The 15,260-nt window shown below is 72.8% G+C and carries 17 protein-coding genes and 1 pseudogene; 9 read left to right on the top strand and 9 right to left on the bottom strand.

Features of this window, described 5'->3' with window-relative positions; translation table 11 throughout:
- Positions 1-41: 41 nt before the first annotated feature.
- Both ACWDBB_RS34520 and ACWDBB_RS34515 read right to left on the bottom strand, forming a co-directional pair.
- Positions 42-464, bottom strand: coding sequence for a cupredoxin domain-containing protein (locus ACWDBB_RS34520; protein ID WP_449793360.1), 423 nt, complete (start codon positions 462-464; stop codon positions 42-44).
- The gene (locus ACWDBB_RS34515; RefSeq protein WP_449793359.1) at positions 464-901 is read right to left on the bottom strand and encodes a hypothetical protein; all 438 of its coding nucleotides are present in this window, start codon (positions 899-901) and stop codon (positions 464-466) included. Before ACWDBB_RS34515 ends, ACWDBB_RS34520 begins: the two co-directional genes overlap by 1 nt.
- Before the next feature lie 44 nt (positions 902-945).
- On the opposite strand from ACWDBB_RS34515, the gene ACWDBB_RS34510 reads away from it, so the two are divergent.
- Positions 946-1,158 (top strand): hypothetical protein, encoded by a 213-nt coding sequence (locus tag ACWDBB_RS34510; protein WP_449793358.1) that lies wholly within the window; start codon positions 946-948, stop codon positions 1,156-1,158.
- A 180-nt stretch (positions 1,159-1,338) separates the two neighbouring features.
- Positions 1,339-1,749 (top strand): peptidase inhibitor family I36 protein, encoded by a 411-nt coding sequence (locus ACWDBB_RS34505; RefSeq protein WP_449793357.1) that lies wholly within the window; start codon positions 1,339-1,341, stop codon positions 1,747-1,749.
- Positions 1,750-1,821: 72 nt separating this feature from the next.
- Here the strand turns inward: ACWDBB_RS34505 and ACWDBB_RS34500 are convergent, their stop codons facing one another.
- Positions 1,822-2,724 (bottom strand): alpha/beta fold hydrolase, encoded by a 903-nt coding sequence (locus ACWDBB_RS34500; protein ID WP_449793356.1) that lies wholly within the window; start codon positions 2,722-2,724, stop codon positions 1,822-1,824.
- Positions 2,725-2,782: 58 nt separating this feature from the next.
- Between ACWDBB_RS34500 and ACWDBB_RS34495 the strand changes: the two genes are divergently transcribed.
- Positions 2,783-3,391, top strand: a complete 609-nt coding sequence (locus tag ACWDBB_RS34495) for a TetR/AcrR family transcriptional regulator (protein WP_449793355.1) — start codon at positions 2,783-2,785, stop codon at positions 3,389-3,391.
- 70 nt (positions 3,392-3,461) lie between these two features.
- Here the strand turns inward: ACWDBB_RS34495 and ACWDBB_RS34490 are convergent, their stop codons facing one another.
- A complete protein-coding gene (locus ACWDBB_RS34490; RefSeq protein ID WP_449793354.1) occupies positions 3,462-3,890 on the bottom strand; it encodes an MFS transporter in 429 nt (142 codons plus the stop codon).
- Positions 3,891-4,072: 182 nt separating this feature from the next.
- On the opposite strand from ACWDBB_RS34490, the gene ACWDBB_RS34485 reads away from it, so the two are divergent.
- Positions 4,073-4,222: a hypothetical protein gene (locus ACWDBB_RS34485; RefSeq protein WP_449793353.1), complete on the top strand. Its 150-nt coding sequence runs from the start codon at positions 4,073-4,075 to the stop codon at positions 4,220-4,222.
- Positions 4,223-4,453: 231 nt separating this feature from the next.
- Positions 4,454-5,065, top strand: coding sequence for a transglycosylase family protein (locus tag ACWDBB_RS34480; RefSeq protein ID WP_449793352.1), 612 nt, complete (start codon positions 4,454-4,456; stop codon positions 5,063-5,065).
- 194 nt (positions 5,066-5,259) lie between these two features.
- Here ACWDBB_RS34480 and ACWDBB_RS34475 read toward each other — a convergent pair whose 3' ends face one another.
- The 3 genes from ACWDBB_RS34475 to ACWDBB_RS34465 all read right to left on the bottom strand — a co-directional run bounded on the left by ACWDBB_RS34475 (position 5,260) and on the right by ACWDBB_RS34465 (position 9,853).
- Positions 5,260-7,071, bottom strand: a complete 1,812-nt coding sequence (locus tag ACWDBB_RS34475; protein WP_449793370.1) for an amino acid transporter — start codon at positions 7,069-7,071, stop codon at positions 5,260-5,262.
- A gap of 464 nt (positions 7,072-7,535) precedes the next feature.
- A complete protein-coding gene (locus ACWDBB_RS34470) occupies positions 7,536-9,188 on the bottom strand; it encodes a multicopper oxidase family protein (RefSeq protein WP_449793351.1) in 1,653 nt (550 codons plus the stop codon).
- A 146-nt stretch (positions 9,189-9,334) separates the two neighbouring features.
- Entirely contained in the window at positions 9,335-9,853 is a 519-nt protein-coding gene (locus ACWDBB_RS34465) for a hypothetical protein (RefSeq protein ID WP_449793350.1), read from the bottom strand.
- A gap of 303 nt (positions 9,854-10,156) precedes the next feature.
- On the opposite strand from ACWDBB_RS34465, the gene ACWDBB_RS34460 reads away from it, so the two are divergent.
- Positions 10,157-11,746, top strand: a complete 1,590-nt coding sequence (locus tag ACWDBB_RS34460) for an oleate hydratase (RefSeq protein ID WP_449793349.1) — start codon at positions 10,157-10,159, stop codon at positions 11,744-11,746.
- A 197-nt stretch (positions 11,747-11,943) separates the two neighbouring features.
- On the opposite strand, the gene ACWDBB_RS34455 is transcribed toward ACWDBB_RS34460, so the two are convergent.
- Positions 11,944-12,717: a ribosome hibernation promotion factor gene (locus tag ACWDBB_RS34455; protein WP_449793348.1), complete on the bottom strand. Its 774-nt coding sequence runs from the start codon at positions 12,715-12,717 to the stop codon at positions 11,944-11,946.
- 257 nt (positions 12,718-12,974) lie between these two features.
- On the opposite strand from ACWDBB_RS34455, the gene ACWDBB_RS34450 reads away from it, so the two are divergent.
- Positions 12,975-13,676 carry a response regulator gene (locus ACWDBB_RS34450; RefSeq protein ID WP_449793347.1) on the top strand — a complete coding sequence of 234 codons (702 nt, stop codon included), beginning with the start codon at positions 12,975-12,977 and terminating at the stop codon, positions 13,674-13,676.
- Positions 13,677-13,803: 127 nt separating this feature from the next.
- Complete coding sequence (locus ACWDBB_RS34445; RefSeq protein WP_449793346.1) at positions 13,804-14,220, top strand: pyridoxamine 5'-phosphate oxidase family protein; 417 nt, start codon at positions 13,804-13,806, stop codon at positions 14,218-14,220.
- A 90-nt stretch (positions 14,221-14,310) separates the two neighbouring features.
- Here the strand turns inward: ACWDBB_RS34445 and ACWDBB_RS34440 are convergent.
- A pseudogene (locus ACWDBB_RS34440) lies at positions 14,311-14,655 on the bottom strand (histidine kinase); the annotation flags it as partial.
- Between the two features lie 402 nt (positions 14,656-15,057).
- Between ACWDBB_RS34440 and ACWDBB_RS34435 the strand changes: the two are divergent.
- Positions 15,058-15,260 (top strand): YccF domain-containing protein (locus ACWDBB_RS34435; RefSeq protein WP_449793345.1); only part of this gene is annotated, 203 nt, incomplete at its 3' end.

Below are 15,260 nucleotides of genomic sequence, written 5' to 3'. Positions count from 1 at the left end.
CCCTCCCCAGGTGCAGGGCACGAGCGTAGGGCAATCGCCCCTCAGGACACGGTCAGAATGCCGCGCATGAAGTGGTGGAAGGAGCACAGGTACGCGTACGCGCCCGGCTGGCTGGGCGCCGTCACCGTGGCGGTGGCGCCCGGGGCGATGGGGCCGGTGCCGAAGGTGCCGTCCTGGGCGGTGAGGGTGTGGGCGGTGGTGCCGGTGTTGGTCACGGTGACCACCGCGCCGGGGCCGGCGGTGAAGTCGGCCGGTTCGAAGGAGAAGTCGCGCGCCGCCACCGTCCCGGCGGCAATAGACGGGCTGGGCGAGGCGGCCGGAGAGTTCGCCACGGACGGCGACACGACGGCGGGGCTGCTGGTCTCCTCCGGCGCCGGCCCCACCAGCGCGCTGACGCAGCCGGTCAGGACGGCACCGGCCGCGAGCAGCAGCGCCAGGGCGACGGCCCGGACGCGGGACCGCATCACTCAGCGGTGACCAGCGTGACCCGCTTGGCGTCGGCGGCGGCGGGCGGGGTGGCGCCGAGGTCGGAGACGGTGGCGGTCAGGATGGCGTCGACGTCCGGGAGCCAGTTGTAGGTCTTGGACTGGACGATGACCTCCCGGGTCTGCGGCGTCCCGTCGCAGACGATGTCCGCTTCCGCCGTCCGGCTGGAGCCGAAGGCGGTGACGGTGGTGTCCTCCGGGTCCTTCTGTTCCACCGAGACGGTGAGCGAGCGGGCTTCCTCCGCGTTCGCACAGACGTACCCGATCCCCACCCGGACCCGGCCGGCGGCCTTGGGGTCGATCCTGGCCTCACCGAGGGTGACGGTGGTGGCGACCGGGTCGTCGTCGGCCCAGGCGGGCACGGCGGCGCCGGTGAGGCCGGTGACGCCGGTGAGAGCCGAGGTGAGTACCGTCATGATGATCCACCGTTGCACTGCAGCCTCCGGGGTCCGAGGACGTGTTGCGGCCGACGCTAACCGCCCGGAGAACCACCCGCGCGCCGGGCCGTCCTGACCGTCATACCAACGGCCCAGCCCCCGCCGCCCGCCGCGCCGCCACCACCACGGCGAGCCGGACCAGCACCCCGCTGGCAGCCCACCCGGCCGTCGCCCGCCTGGTCCTGCGGCGCTACGGCGAGGCGAGGGCGGCCACCGCGCTGCCCTCGGCGGCCTGAGCGCCCGCAGGACCGGGACCGGGACCGGCGCCTCCGCATCTGTCCACAACCGGAACGGCACGAAACCGTGGCGCGGACGGGACGGGCGTGCCAGCCTGTTCCAGGCCTCGGGGGCGATGGTCCGCAAGGGACCCGGCCTGCCCGGCCTGCCTGCACTGTCGACTGGGACGGGAGTACGGAATGCGCATCACGTTCGGACAACGCGCGGCCAAGATCGCGGCGGTGGCGGCGTTGACGGCCGGCACGGTGGCCATGGCCACCGGGAGCGCCCACGCGGCGGGCCCGGGCGGGGCGGAGGCGTGCCCCAACGGCAGCATCTGCCTGTACTACAACTCGCCTGGCGCCGGCTGGGGTTCGTTTGACAACTTCTCGCCGAACCAGTCCCTCTACCTGGGGAACTACACCTTCGCCCGCTACGCGAACGGCTCCGGCTACGGCCAGAACATGTACGGGAACGCCGCGTCGATCGTCAACAACACCGGCCACACGGTGTCCGTCGGGCTGATCACCGGGGGCTACCAGTACTTCGTGGCGGGATACGCGGGATCGCTCAACGGCGCGACGAACAACGACTCCTACCTGTACAGCTGACAAGCACCGCCAGGCGACCCTGAAGGGCCCTCACCGAGTGCGGGCCCTTCAGGGTCCTGGCGCGCCGCCCGGCTACGTGGCCCGCCGCTCCCCCCCGACCCCGCCGATGAAGCCCAGCAGCCGCTCGTTCACCGTCTCGGGCTGCTCCAGGTTGAGCCCGTGGCCGGCCCGCTCCAGGATCTCCGCCCGCACACCGGGAATCAGCCGGGTGACCCGCTCCACCACCCGGCGCGGCCGCAGCAGCGCACTGCGCCTGCCCAGCAGGACGAGTACCGGCAGCCGGATCGACGTCAACTCCTCGTCCGTGAACGTCCGGACCGGCGGGCGGCCGCTCGGCTTGTAGCTCCGCAGCGCGAGCATCAGCGGCGCCGTCATCTCACGCGGCGCGCTCAGCGCGGGGTTCGCCAGCAGCCGGCCGACCGCCGGACGCAGCGGGCGCGGGGCGAGCAGGCCGAGCAGCCCGGCGACGAGGTGGACGTAGAAGCGCGCGGGTACCTTCTCGATCCCGCCCGGGTCGAGCGGCACGACGGAGGCCAGCCGCTCGGGGGCGTGGACGGCCTGGTTGAGCGCCAGCCAGCCACCGTACGAGGCCCCGACCAGGTGCACCCGCTGCAGCCCGAGGCCGGCCAGCACCTCCCCCAGCCAGGCCGCGTTCTCCGGCGGTCCGGCCGCGACGGCGCGCTGGACGCTGCGGCCGGGGTCGTCCAGGGTGTCGATCGCGTAGACGGGGTGGTCCTCGCCGAGGGCGGCGATCTGCGGGTACCAGTTGGACGGGTGCCCGGCGTGGCCGTGCAGCAGCACGATCGGGTCGCCGGTCGCCGCGCCGTAGCGGTGGACGTGGACGCTGCCGTAAGCGGTCTCGACGTCCAGCTCCTGGCGCGGACTCGGCCAGAGTTCCATCGCCCGGTCGTAGGCCGCAAGGAACTTCGCCCGGGCCGACTCGCTGACGAAGTGTCCGACGGTGGTCCTGGTCATGATCGCCCTCCCTTATTGATGGTATGGTTGTACCACAAAAACATCCGGAAGGAACCCGATGCCGAAGCTGGTGGATCACGAGGAACGGCGGGCGCACATCATCGACGCCCTGCTCCGCTCAGCGGCGAGCAGCGGACTGCACGCCGTCACCATGCGGTCGGTGGCGGTCGAGGCCGGCGTCTCGGTGCGGCTGGTCCAGTACTACTTCGACACCAAGGAACAGCTGCTGCTCGCCGCCATGACCCGCCTGGCGACCCGCATGGGCGAGCGCGTCCAGCGCCGCGCACGCGAGAGCGGGGCGGACGGCGACCCGCGCGGCATCATCGAGGCGGTGCTGCTGGAGGCGGTGCCGACCGACGAGGAGAGCAGGGCGTTCCACCTGATCTACACCGAGTACGCGGTGCTCTCCGTCACCGATCCGGCGCTCGGCGGGCAGCCGTTCCTGGCCGCGCCGAACGAGATGGAGGCCTTCCTGGCCGCCCAGCTCACCGCCGCCCGACAGGCCGGGGACGCCATCCCCGGCCTGGACCCCCGCCAGGAGGCCGTGGTACTCCTGGCCGTCTCCGCCGGCCTCGGCCTCAGCGTCCTGCTCGACCAGCGCACGGCGGAGGAGGCCGTCGGCGCACTGCACTACCACCTGGGCCGGATCTTCCCCGGCCGCGGCTGAGGGAGCGAGCCACCCCGCCAGCTGGTCGAACTCTCCCGCCTTGACCGCGCACAGGAAGGCGCGGAGCCTGTCAGGCGATCAGGGCGCCGGCCGCGTAGCCGATGTCGCGCCAGAACCGGTAGGTGCCGAGTGCGTTGGCCCGGCGGCTCGGGTGGGCGTGGTCGGAGACGGCGGCGATCAGCGCCGGATGGACCATGGCGGTGCCGAGCCCGAGCAGCACCACCGAGACGATCCCTGCCAGCAGCGGACGGTCGAGCAGCACCATGGCCAGGGCGAGGCCGGCGGCCTGCACCAGCATGCCGGTGACGATCAGCGGCTTGCGGCGGAAGCGGGCGGTCAGGGCGCCGGCGGCGAGGTTGGTGAGGGCCTTGGTGACGCCGAACGCGATGATGAAGGAGAAGACCGCGAGGTCGCTGGTGAGGTGGAAGACCTCGGAGCCGATCAGCGGCACGGTGGTGCGCTCCAGCCCGACCAGGCCGCCGACGGTGGCGGTGGCCACGACCAGCAGGGGGTGGCCACCGGCACCCGAACCGCCGTCCCCCGGCCGGCAGACCGGTCGCGGCCGGCCGGGGGACGCCGCGTCGGGGAGTCCTCAGCGGACGCCCGGCAGGCCGGCGGTGACTTCCGTCCAGGGCGTGCGAGCAGACGCGGCCCCGCTCGACGGGCAGGCTCTCCAGCGCCTTGGACAGCACCGCGCGCAGCCGGTCGACGGTCCCCGCGAAGACCTCCGGCACCTCCGCGTGGGTGACCCGCGGCTCGGTGGCGCGGCCCAGCAGCGCGTACGGCCCCGAGCCGCCGATCACGCCCGACTCGGCCCGCGCGGCGCCCTGATCGATCGTCATCGATCGCATCCTTCTTCGAGAACGTCCGGGCCGTTGTGGGTCGGTGACGGACCGCGAGGGTGACGGCCGATCGGCCGCGGGCCGCCGGGGTGGTCCCGGGCGGCCGTGCGGGTGACCTGTCGGACGTGTCGGCGCCAGAACACCCCGTCCGGCGTGCATGGGTGGGAGTGCGCCGTCCGCGGACGGTGCCGGTCCTTGTCCCCGAGTCTGTGAGCCGCGCATGCCTCCCAACGCCCGTCTACGCCGTATCGTCCCGACCGCGCTCTGCGCCCTCTCCGTGGCCCTCGCCGCCCCAGCGGCCCACGCCGCGCCACCGGGCCGCGACACCGGGTCCGACCCCGGGAGGTCGGGCGGCGGCTCGTACGACTGGGACCGCGTGGCGTCCTGCGAGAGCAACGGCAACTGGCGCATCAACACCGGCAACGGCTACTACGGCGGCCTCCAGTTCGACCAGCCCACGTGGCGGGCGAACGGCGGCCTCGCCTACGCACCGCGTGCCGACCTCGCCACCCGCGAGCAGCAGATCGCCGTCGCCCAGCACCTCGCCGACCGCCGCGGCCTCTCCCCCTGGCCCGTCTGCGGCGCCCGCGCCCCCCGCGCCCCCCGCGGCCAGGGCCGCGAGGCCGTCAAGCCACCCCCGGCGGCCGCCCGGACCTCGACCGTGTCGGAGGAGGGCACCTGGACCGTCCGCCGGTACGACACCCTCGGCGAACTCGCCGAGAACCTGGGCGTCCCCGGCGGCTGGCCCGCGCTCTTCGAACTCAACCGCGACACCATCGGCGAGGACCCGGACCTCATCCAGCCCGGCATGGTTCTCTACCTCCCTTCCTGACCCCACCCCCGCCTGAATCCGTCGATCCCTACCCGACCCCACCGACCACCCGACCCCCGACCACCTGACCCCACCGACCCGCCGCCCGCGCCCGCCCCGGCGCGGGCGGCGCCCTGTTGCCCCCGGGGTACGCCGCCGGCCCGCCCGCTCACTCGGAGCGGACGGGCCGGCGTGCGACTGGCCTCCGGACGGAGTCAGCCGACGTGGACGCGCGGGCGGCGCGAGCGGTCCGGCTCGGCCTCGCGCAGCACCTCGCGGGTGACCGGCGCGACCTCGCCCTGTCCGAACAGGAAGAACCGCAGGAACTGGGCGAAGGGGCTGCCCTCGGTCCACTCGAAGTAGAGGTGCGGCTGCTGCCCGGTGCGGTCCCGGATGTTCAGCGCCAGCGCGGCGAGCGCGTTCGGGATGCTGGAGCTCTCCAGGGTGAGCACCCGGTAGCGGCCGTGCAGCACCTCGCCGCGCACGGTCAGCTCGGCCTCGAAGTCGGAGGCGTCGCGGACGGTCACCTCGACGAAGACCAGGTCGTCCTCGCCGGGGATGTCGTTGTCGGCGCGGATCTGGCGGATCTTGTCGCGGTACTCGGCGATGTCGCGGTGGCTCGGCTCGTTGGCGATCAGGCGCAGCGGTCGGTGCGCGTAGTCCCTGATGAAACGTTCCGCCACGTCGTCCATGGCCACGCTGGTGACGCGCAGCTCGAAGGCGCGGCGCAGCCGGGAGAGCAGCGAGACCAGGATGATCCCGGCGATGAAGCAGGCGCCGATCTTCAGACCGTCCGGCCGCTCCAGCACGTTCAGCACGGTGGTGTAGAGGAAGATCGCCGCGATGACCGCGAAGGCGATGGTCCAGCCGCGCTCGCGCTTGCGGTACGCGGCGATGGTCACCGCGATGGCGGCCGAGCTGATCAGCACCAGCACGCCGGTCGCGTACGCGCCGCCCTGGGCGTCCACGTCCGCATCGAAGATCCAGGTGACCAGGAAGCCGATCAGGGTCAGCACGATCACCATCGGCCGCACCGCGCGGGCCCAGTGCGGGGCCATGCCGTAGCGCGGCAGGTAGCGGGGCAGCAGGTTGAGCATGCCCGCCATCGCGGAGGCGCCGGCGAACCAGAGGATCGCGATGGTGGAGAGGTCGTAGACGCTGCCGAAGGCGCCGCCCAGGTACTCGTGCGCCAGGTACGCCAGGGCGCGGCCGTTGGCGTCACCGCCGGCCTTGAACTGGTCGGCCGGGATGAGCAGCGTGGTGATGAAGCTGGTGGTGATCAGGAAGCAGCTCATGATCACGGCGGCGGTGGTCAGCAGCTTGCGGGTGCCGCGGATCCGGCCGGCCGGGTCGGCCTCGGTGTCGGTCGGGTCCCCCTGGATGTGCGGCATCACGGCGACGCCCGTCTCGAAGCCGGACAGGCCGAGCGCCAGCTTCGGGAAGGTCACCAGGGCGACGCCGACCATGACGATCGGGTTGCCGTGCTGGGCGGTCAGCGCGTCCGTCCAGTCGGTGACCACGTGCGGCGCCTCGATGATCTTCCAGAGGCCGACGGCCACCACGACCACGTTCAGCACCAGGTACGTCCCGACCAGGAACACCGCCAGGCCGATCGCCTCGCTGAAGCCCTTGAGGAAGACCGCGCCGAGCAGGGCCACCAGGACCAGCGTGATCAGCACCTGCTTCCCGCCGAGGAAGCCCGTCAGGTGCGGGTTCTCCACCAGGTGCGCGCTCGCGTCGGCGGCGGACAGCGTGATGGTGATCAGGAAGTCCGTGGCCGCGAAGCCGAGCAGCGCGAGGACGAACAGCTTGCCCTTCCAGAACGACAGCAGCCGCTCCAGCATCGCGATCGAGCCCTCGCCGCGCGGGCTCTCCTTGGCCACCCGCCGGTAGACCGGCAGCGCGCCCAGCAGGGTGACCACCACCAGCACGATGGTGGCGATCGGCGACAGCACGCCCGCGGCGAGGGCGGCGATGCCCGGCTGGTAGCCGAGCGTCGAGAAGTAGTCCAGGCCGGTCAGGCACATCACCCGCCACCAGCGCTGGCCGACGTGCCCACCCGGCGCGGCGGAGTCCCCCGCCGCGCCGGCCCCGTCCGACGCCTCGGGGGCCCCCTGCGCCGAGGGCGTCTGCGCGGGCTTCTCCGCGGTCACGTCCTCCAGCAGCCAGCTGCGGAGGCGTATTCGCGCCGACGGCGCATCCGACTCCGCCGTCTCCGTCGAACCCGACGAAACCACCTTGCACCTCTTGTTTGAAGACCCCGTAAAAACGCCGTCGGGCGACGGCAGAGCGACACGCTATGCGACGTGCGTTAAGAATCCGCTACCGGCCCGCGTTAAGAAAACGTCATGGCCGCGCAGGTCGGCGGGGTGGCACGGCGCGGCGGGTCGGGTGCCGCGAACGGAGTGACCCCGAACCGTTGCGCCGGTTCGGGGCCACTCCCGGGGTGAAACCCGGGACCATTTCCGCGGGGGGGGGGAGAGCTTGAGGGTCAGGCCCGGTAGCCGAGGACGGTCATCATGCCCGTCTCCGCGTGGTAGACGTTGTGGCAGTGCACCATCCACAGGCCCGGGTTGTCGGCGTCGAACTCGACGGCCAGGGTGGCGCCCGGCAGCACGATCGCGGTGTCCTTGCGCGGGCCGTCGCCGGGAAGCGCGAAGCTGTGGCCGTGCAGGTGGACGGGGTGCCACATGGTGGTGCTGTTGCGGAACTCCAGCCGCAGCCGCTCGCCCGCCGTCACCGGGTGGCGCTGCGCCGGGTCGTACGGGCGGCCGTCGAACGCCCAGTCGGCCTTCGCCATCCCGCCGGTGAGCTCCAGCTTCACCGTGCGGTCCGGCGACTTGGCGGGCAGCCGGACGCCCGGAGCGGCCCTGAGCTGCCCCGCTGTGACCAGCCGGCCGTCCAACTCGGCCGGGCGGACGGCGGCGTCGGGCGCGGCGCCGCCACCGGTGCGCAGCACGGCCAGGGCGGTGGCGTTCTTGCCCTCGGCCAGCGCGGTCAGCGGGAAGGCGCCGTCCTTGGCGGTGACCAGCACGTCGTAGCGCTCGCCCATGCCGAGCAGCAACGCCTGGGTGGTGGCGGGTTCGACCGGGAAGCCGTCGGTGTGGGTGACGGTCAGCTCGTGGCCGCCGAGGGCGACCCGGTAGGCGGTGTCGCCGCCGGCGTTGACCATGCGGATCCGGATCCGGTCGCCGGGCTTGGCGGTGAAGGTCTCGGGCGCGGTGGCGAGCCTGCCGTTGACCAGGTGGAACGGGTACGCGACGTCGCCGGCGTCGCCGCCCAGCAGCGGGCTCCGGGCGCCCATCAGCATCCGGGTCGGGCCGGCGGGCGTGCCGGGCGTGCCGGCTGCGCCGCCCGTGTTCATGCCCGGCATCCCGGACATGTCGTGCCCGGCGCCGCCCGAGTGGTCCATGCCGCCCGAATGGTCCGTCCCGGCCATCCCGGCCATCCCACCCATGCCCTCGGCGAGTTCGGCGAGGACGGCGTCCGGGGTGCTGCCGTCGACACCGTCCACCCAGTCGTCCAGGAGGACGACCCACTCCCTGTCGTAGGCGAGCGGCTCCCTCGGGTCCTCGACGACCAGCGGGGCGTACAGGCCGCGGTCCTGCTGGACGCCGGAGTGCGGGTGGAACCAGTACGTGCCCGGGTGGCTGAGCGCGAAGCGGTACTCGAAGGAGGCGCCGGGCCTGACGTCGGCCTGGGTCAGGCCCGGGACGCCGTCCATGTCGTTGCGCAGCGCGAGGCCGTGCCAGTGCAGCGAGGTGGCCTGCGGCAGGTGGTTGGCCAGGGTGACGGCGAGGGTGTCGCCGAGGGTGGCGCGCAGCTCCTGGCCGGGCAGCCGGTCGCCGTACGCCCAGCTGCGGACGGTGCGGCCGCCCAGGTCGAGAGTGGTCTCGGTGGCGGTGAGCGCGACCTTGTGCTCCGGGCCCGGGTTGCGCGCGGCCTCGGCGGCGGCGACCTCGGGGCCGTTCGGGGCGAGGTAGCCGGCCGGGGCGGCGGTCGCGGTCGCTCCGCTCGTGGGGCCGTGGCCCATGGACGCGTGGTCCATGCCCTTCATCGAGTCGGAGGAGCAGGCGGTGAGCAGACCGGTCCCGGCGGCGGCGAGCGCGGCGCCGAGGACGGTACGGCGGGTGGGTGTGCGCATGACGGAGTGCACCTCGTGCGGTGTGTGGGTGTGCAGGACGTCGCATCGGCCGTTTCGCGCGCGGGCGCTCGGGAGTGCGCGCGGGCGCGTTGACCTGCGCGCGGACGCCCCTGAGCGGGCGCGGGCACGGAACGGCGGGCGCACGCCTACTGACGCAGCACCGAAAGCCGGGTGAGGAGTGTCCGCCCGCCTCCGGGCGGGGGCAGCGCGCGTACGGCCCGCAGCAGCCGGGCCCGTACGTCGGCGGCGGCGTCACCGCTGTGGCGCGGCAGCGAGCCGACGAGGAGGAACACCAGGGTCCAGCCAGCCAGGACGGCGAGGCAGACCGCCATCGGGTCCATGCCGCCGGGGGCGGCGGGGTCGGCCACGGAGGCGGCGGGGTCGGCCACGGAGGCGGCGGGGTCGGCCGCGGAGGCTGCGGGGTCGGCCGCGGAGGCGGCGCCGCGGACGGGCTCGGCGGCCGGTCCGTGGTGGACGGCGCCCGCCGGATGCGTCGCGGAGGCGTGCGTCCCCGGGCCCTCGTGCCCGCCGGCGCCACCGGAGCCGCCGTGCCCGCCGCTCGGATGGCCGAGGGTGTGCATGGTCACGATGCCGAGCAGCAGCGCGGCGAGCAGCAGGCGCGGCGCCCACGGCACCGGCGGACCGAACGCCCGCAAGCGCGCCATCCTCCGCCTCCTCGACCTCAACACCGCCCCTTGTTACCCCCACAGGGTATCCCGACCTTACGCCCCGGACCGCGCCGGGGCGCGCCGTGCACCCTCCCGCTCAGGCCGTGCCGTGCGGGTCCGCGCCCGGCCCCGCACCCAGGACCGCGGTCGGTCCGGGCGCACGACCGCCCGGGACCAGTGGTCCCGCGGCCGGGACCACCCGGCCCTCGCGGCCACCGCTCCGGTTCCAGAAGGCTGGAAGCAGCCTGCCGACCCTACGCAGGGCGCCCAGGGGCGCCGACCCGCACATCCGGAGAAACCATGATCGACAGTTCGCGGGAGACCAAGGCCTACCTCGTCGGCGGCGGCATCGCCTCCCTCTCCGCAGCGGCCTTCCTGATCCGGGACGGCGAGTTCCCGGGTGAGAACATCCACGTCCTGGAGGAACTCCCCCTGGCCGGCGGCTCACTGGACGGTCGGGGAGCCGCCGAGCAGGGCTACGTGACGCGCGGCGGGCGGATGCTGGAGGACGAGGCGTACACCTGCCTGTGGAACCTCCTGGAGACCATCCCCACCCTGGACGACCCGGACCGGACGGTCAGGCAGGAGATCCTCGACTTCAACGAACAGTGGCCCACCGACGCCAAGGCGCGCCTGATCGACCGGGAGCACCGCATCCTGGACGCCTCGCAGCTCGGCTTGGACACCCGTGACCGGATCGAACTCGCCCGCCTGCTGGCCCTGCCCGAGTCGGTGATCGGCCCCCGGCGGATCGACGAGTTCTTCTCCGAACACTTCTTCGCCACCAACTTCTGGGCGATGTGGCGTACCACCTTCGCCTTCCAGAACTGGCACAGCGCGATCGAGCTCAAGCGCTACTTCCTGCGCTTCGTCCAGGAGTTCCCGCGCATCCACACCCTCTCCGGGGTCCGCCGCACCCGGCTGAACCAGTACGACTCGATCGTCCGGCCGCTCATCCGGTGGCTGACCGAGCGCGGGGTGCACTTCGAGCACGGCGTCACGGTGCGGGACGTCGACTTCACCGAGGACCGCGGCATCCGCCGCGCCAAGCGCCTCCACCTCGACCGGGACGGCCGCCCTGAGACCGTCGAACTCGCCGATCCCGACCTGGCGTTCATCACCCTCGGCTCGATGACCGCGGACGCCGCCTACGGTTCGGACGACACCGTGGCCGAGCTGGTCCGCGACAAGCGCGACGGCGGCTGGGCGCTGTGGGAGACGCTCTCCCGCAAGGCCCCCGACTTCGGCCGGCCCGCCGTCTTCAACGGCAACCTCGCCGAAGCCGCCTGGCAGTCCTTCACGTTGACCATGCGCAGCCCGGCCCTGCTGAAGCGGATCGAGGAGTTCTCCGGCAACGCCCCCGGCACCGGTGCGCTGATGACGTTCAAGGACTCGCCCTGGCTGATGTCCGTCGTGGTGCCGCGACCGCCGCACTTCGAGGGCCAGCCGGAGGACGTCCTCACCCTCTGGGGCTACGGCCTGTTCATCGACACGCCCGGCGAGCACACCGGCAAGGCGATGGCCGAGTCCACCGGCCGGGAGATCCTGGACGAACTCCTCGGCCAGCTCGGCTTCGACGACATCGCCGACGAGGTGCGCGCCACCACCACGGTCACCACCGTGATGATGCCCTACATCACCAGCCAGTTCGTCCGGCGCGGTGTCCACGACCGGCCGCTGGTGATCCCGCACGGTGCCCGGAACTTCGCCTTCCTCGGCCAGTTCGTGGAGATCCCCGAGGACGTGGTCTTCACCGTCGAGTACTCGGTGCGCGGCGCCATGCACGCCGTCTACCGGCTGCTCGGCCTCGAGAACCCGATTCCGCCCGTCTACCACGCCCTCTCCGACCCGAAGACGGCGTTCCAGGCGCTGAAGACCGCCTTCGGCTGAGCCTGCGACGCCCGGGATGCCGCGTCCACCCCCGGGTGGGCGCGGCTTCCGGCTTTCGGCTCCCGGCTTTCGGCTTCCGGCCGGCGACCGCCGCCGCACGCCACACGGGCGCACGCCAACGGCCCGCCACCGTGGCTTCGGTGGAGGGCCGTTGACGATCGGGCCGGGGGCGGCCCCGCCGGGTCGGCTCGCGCCGGCTACTGCGCGGGAGTGATGACGCCGTAGTGGCCGTCGTACCGGTGGTACAGCACGTTGCCGCGCCCGGTCTCACTGTTCGTGAAGAACACGAAGGGCAGGCCGCTGAGGTCGAGCCGCGATACGGCGGCGGCGACGGTGAGTTCGGGCGCCTCATGGGTGCTCACCGAGATGCCCGGCTCGCTCTCGGGCGCCGCTCCGGTCGAGGCGATCCGGTACACCCCCGTCTCGCCGTCGTGGTGGACCACACTGTCGCAGCCCGTCACCGCGTCGGTGTACAGATGGAAGTCGTAGTCCATCGCCTCCAGTTCGTACACCGCCGCCCACGTGGTCTGGCGCGCGAGGCTGTAGCTCTTGTGCCGCACGATGCGGCGCTCCTCGGCACCCAACACCCGGCGCTGCGGCCGGTGTTCGCGCCCGGCGGCCGCCGAAGGCCCGGCGTGGTGGCGGTGCTGGTGCCGGTGGGCCCGGACCCGGGCGATCCTGGCGTTCAGCCGGTCCTGGAGCAGGTCGACGGCCTCCTGCATGGTGGCGGCGGCGACGTGGGCGCGCACCGGACGGCCGTTCAGGTCGATCGTGGCCTGGGCGGTCGACGGCCTGGCCACGGCGTGGTTGGGCTCCTGGGTGAGCCTCACCCGGACGGAGAGAACGGGCTCGTCGAGGCGTTCGAGTACGGCGAGCAGCTTGGTCCGGGCGTATTCGGGTGCGGCCAGGGAGACTTCACCACGGGTCGTCACCAGGACGTCGGTGGCGGGACGGCTCTGCAGACGGGTCATCGGAGTTCCTTTCCGGGTGGGCTTCAGACTGCCGCGCGCCGGTCCGCCGGGCCGAGGGCTGAAGGTCCCGTCGGCAGCGTCCTGGGTCCCGGTCCCGCGGCCGGTCGGCAGCGCCTTGGGTCCCGGTCCCGCGGCCGGTAGCGCCTTGGGTCGTGCGGTAGGGCCGTCCGGCCCTACCGGCGCGCCCCGATGTCCGGCACACTGCGGTGAGATCTGTACGACCTGTCCCTGGGGGGCGGGCTGAGCACGGAGCGGTGATGGCGGACGACACGGTGGCCGACGCGGGCGAGCCGGTGAAGGTGTTCCTCCTCGACGACCACGAGGTGGTCCGGCGGGGTGTGCACGACCTGCTGGACGCGGAGCCCGGCTTCACGGTGGTCGGCGAGGCCTCCACGATGACGCAGGCACTCACCCGCGTTCCCGCCCTACGCCCCGACGTCGCGATCCTGGACATGCGCCTTCCCGACGGCGACGGCGTGACCGTCTGCCGCGAACTGCGCTCCCGGATGCCGGAGTTGGCCTGCCTGATCCTCACCTCCTTCGACGACGAGGAGGCCCTGCTCGACTCGATCATGGCCGGCGCGGCCGGGTACGTCCTCAAGCAGATCAGCGGCACCGACCTCGTCTCCGCGGTCCGTACGGTCGCCTCCGGGCAGTCCATGCTCGATCCCGGCGCCGCCACCCGGCTGATGGCCCGGCTGCGCGGCGAGGCCGCGGCGCAGCAGCCGTCCGACTTCCCGCAGCTCACCGACCGCGAGCGGGAGATCCTCGCCCTGGTCGGCGAGGGCCTGACCAACCGGCAGATCGGCCAGCGGCTCTACCTCGCCGAGAAGACGGTCAAGAACCACATCTCCCGGCTGCTCGCCAAGCTAGGCGTGGAGCGCAGGGTCCAGGCCGCGATCATCGCCAACCAGGTGCTGACCGGCCAGGACCCGCAGTCGGCGCGCCGGACCGTCTGATCCGCCGGACCGTCTGCCGGCACCCGCGCCCGGGCCGAAAGCATCCGGTGTCCGGGGACCACCCGGAGGCCTTCGGGGGACCATCAGCCCCTCGCGGAAGGACGTGCCGCCGCCGAGCATGGATGCCATGACCGCCGAATTCACACCCCTGGACGAGCCGCAGTGCCTGGCCCTGCTGGTCGGGGCAGCCGTCGGCCGACTGGTCTACACCGTCGGTGCGCTGCCGGCCGTGATGCCGGTCCGCTACCGGATCGCGGCGGACGGCAGCGTCCTGTTCCGCGCCGACGCCGACTCCGAGATCGCCCGGGCGGTCGCCGACGCGGTGGTCGCCTTCGAGGTGAGCGAACTCAGCGATACCGACGGCAGCGGCTGGAGCGTCACCGTCCTCGGCCGGGCGGACGTCACCTCCGATGTCCCGGACGGCCGCCCCGTTCCCGCCGTCGCGCCCGCGCCGCCCCCGGAACCGGCCGCCGGCCACGTGACCATCCGCATCCACCCGGAACTGGTGACCGGGCGTTCCCTGCCCGGTTCACCCTCCTGCTAGGAGCTGTTCAAGGTTCGGATCATGTGGCTGGAGTCAGGGATTTCAGCCACATGATCGATCCGCGGAGGTGCAGGCCTGCCGTGTAGCTTTCCGGGCTCTTGCCGACAGCAGGCTCCGGGTGATCTCCGCGCTCGCGCTCAGCCAACGCTGCTGGCGCCGGGCCTCCGCGTACAGGCGGGCGTTGTCGATCGCCACGCCGGCCGCGACGGCCGGGGTGGCGATCACGGACTCGTCGTTTGCGGAGCACCTCGTCGCGCACCCGGACCGGGACGCCGAGGAAGGTCCGCATCACCGGGTGGTGCGCCGGGCAGCCGTACGACGCCGGGTGCTCCGACAGCTCTCCAGCCGCAGCGGCTCGGGGTTGCGGATCAGCTCGCCCAGGAGCCCCCGGCCCGTCGGGTACGGGCCGATCTTCGCGATCTCCTCCGGTGAGAGAAATTGCTGCCGGGGGAATTCGAAGAGGAGGATCGGTCGAGCTCTGACGAGTTCGAGATCCTGAGCAGGACAGCCCCCGGAAAGGAATAGCAGCCTCCGGGAGAAGGCTCCTGCGCGGCGGATGTGCGGGGCATGGCGAACATGCCCCGCACATTGCTTTTCCGGGAGCGCGGACGGAGGTGTCCGTCAGGCCTTCGGTGAGCAGGCGGACGACCGCCTCCCCGAGGTCGTCGGCGGCCCCGGGCACCGGCCGCGGCCGGTGCCCGGGGCCGGAAGGGGCCTGGTCCCGGGCGGTGACCCGGACCGGCCCCTGAGGAACGACCCCTAAGGGCGTGAACACGCTCGCCGACGGGCATGGCACGGTCGTAGTGCAACGCCATCAGCCGTGAGAAGGTAGCAAGTATGAGTGCAATAAGGTTCATCCTCAATGTCATCTGGCTTGTTTTCTGCGGCATTTGGATGGCTCTTGGCTACCTGCTCGCCGGAATCATCTGCTGCGTACTCATCATCACGATCCCGTTCGGCATCGCGTCGTTCCGGCTTGCCGGGTTCATCCTGTGGCCGTTCGGGCGGTCGGCGGTGGAGCGGCCGGACGCGGGGCCGGC

It is taken from the genome of Kitasatospora sp. NPDC001095, from assembly GCF_053598615.1.
Note: the sequence above shows the minus strand (reverse complement) of the source record. Positions and strands in the feature narration are given on the sequence as shown.

Bases quoted from the DNA above. Each gene is read 5' to 3' on its own strand.
- ACWDBB_RS34450 (WP_449793347.1), top strand. From the start codon at position 12,975: ATGGCGGACGACACGGTGGCCGACGCGGGCGAGCCGGTGAAGGTGTTC.
- ACWDBB_RS34505 (WP_449793357.1), top strand. From the start codon at position 1,339: ATGCGCATCACGTTCGGACAACGCGCGGCCAAGATCGCGGCGGTGGCG.
- ACWDBB_RS34475 (WP_449793370.1), bottom strand. From the start codon at position 7,071: ATGTGCCTGACCGGCCTGGACTACTTCTCGACGCTCGGCTACCAGCCG.
- ACWDBB_RS34460 (WP_449793349.1), top strand. From the start codon at position 10,157: ATGATCGACAGTTCGCGGGAGACCAAGGCCTACCTCGTCGGCGGCGGC.
- ACWDBB_RS34465 (WP_449793350.1), bottom strand. From the start codon at position 9,853: ATGGCGCGCTTGCGGGCGTTCGGTCCGCCGGTGCCGTGGGCGCCGCGC.
- ACWDBB_RS34470 (WP_449793351.1), bottom strand. From the start codon at position 9,188: ATGCGCACACCCACCCGCCGTACCGTCCTCGGCGCCGCGCTCGCCGCC.
- ACWDBB_RS34455 (WP_449793348.1), bottom strand. From the start codon at position 12,717: ATGACCCGTCTGCAGAGCCGTCCCGCCACCGACGTCCTGGTGACGACC.
- ACWDBB_RS34495 (WP_449793355.1), top strand. From the start codon at position 2,783: ATGCCGAAGCTGGTGGATCACGAGGAACGGCGGGCGCACATCATCGAC.
- ACWDBB_RS34515 (WP_449793359.1), bottom strand. From the start codon at position 901: ATGACGGTACTCACCTCGGCTCTCACCGGCGTCACCGGCCTCACCGGC.
- ACWDBB_RS34480 (WP_449793352.1), top strand. From the start codon at position 4,454: ATGCCTCCCAACGCCCGTCTACGCCGTATCGTCCCGACCGCGCTCTGC.
- ACWDBB_RS34520 (WP_449793360.1), bottom strand. From the start codon at position 464: ATGCGGTCCCGCGTCCGGGCCGTCGCCCTGGCGCTGCTGCTCGCGGCC.
- ACWDBB_RS34500 (WP_449793356.1), bottom strand. From the start codon at position 2,724: ATGACCAGGACCACCGTCGGACACTTCGTCAGCGAGTCGGCCCGGGCG.
- ACWDBB_RS34445 (WP_449793346.1), top strand. From the start codon at position 13,804: ATGACCGCCGAATTCACACCCCTGGACGAGCCGCAGTGCCTGGCCCTG.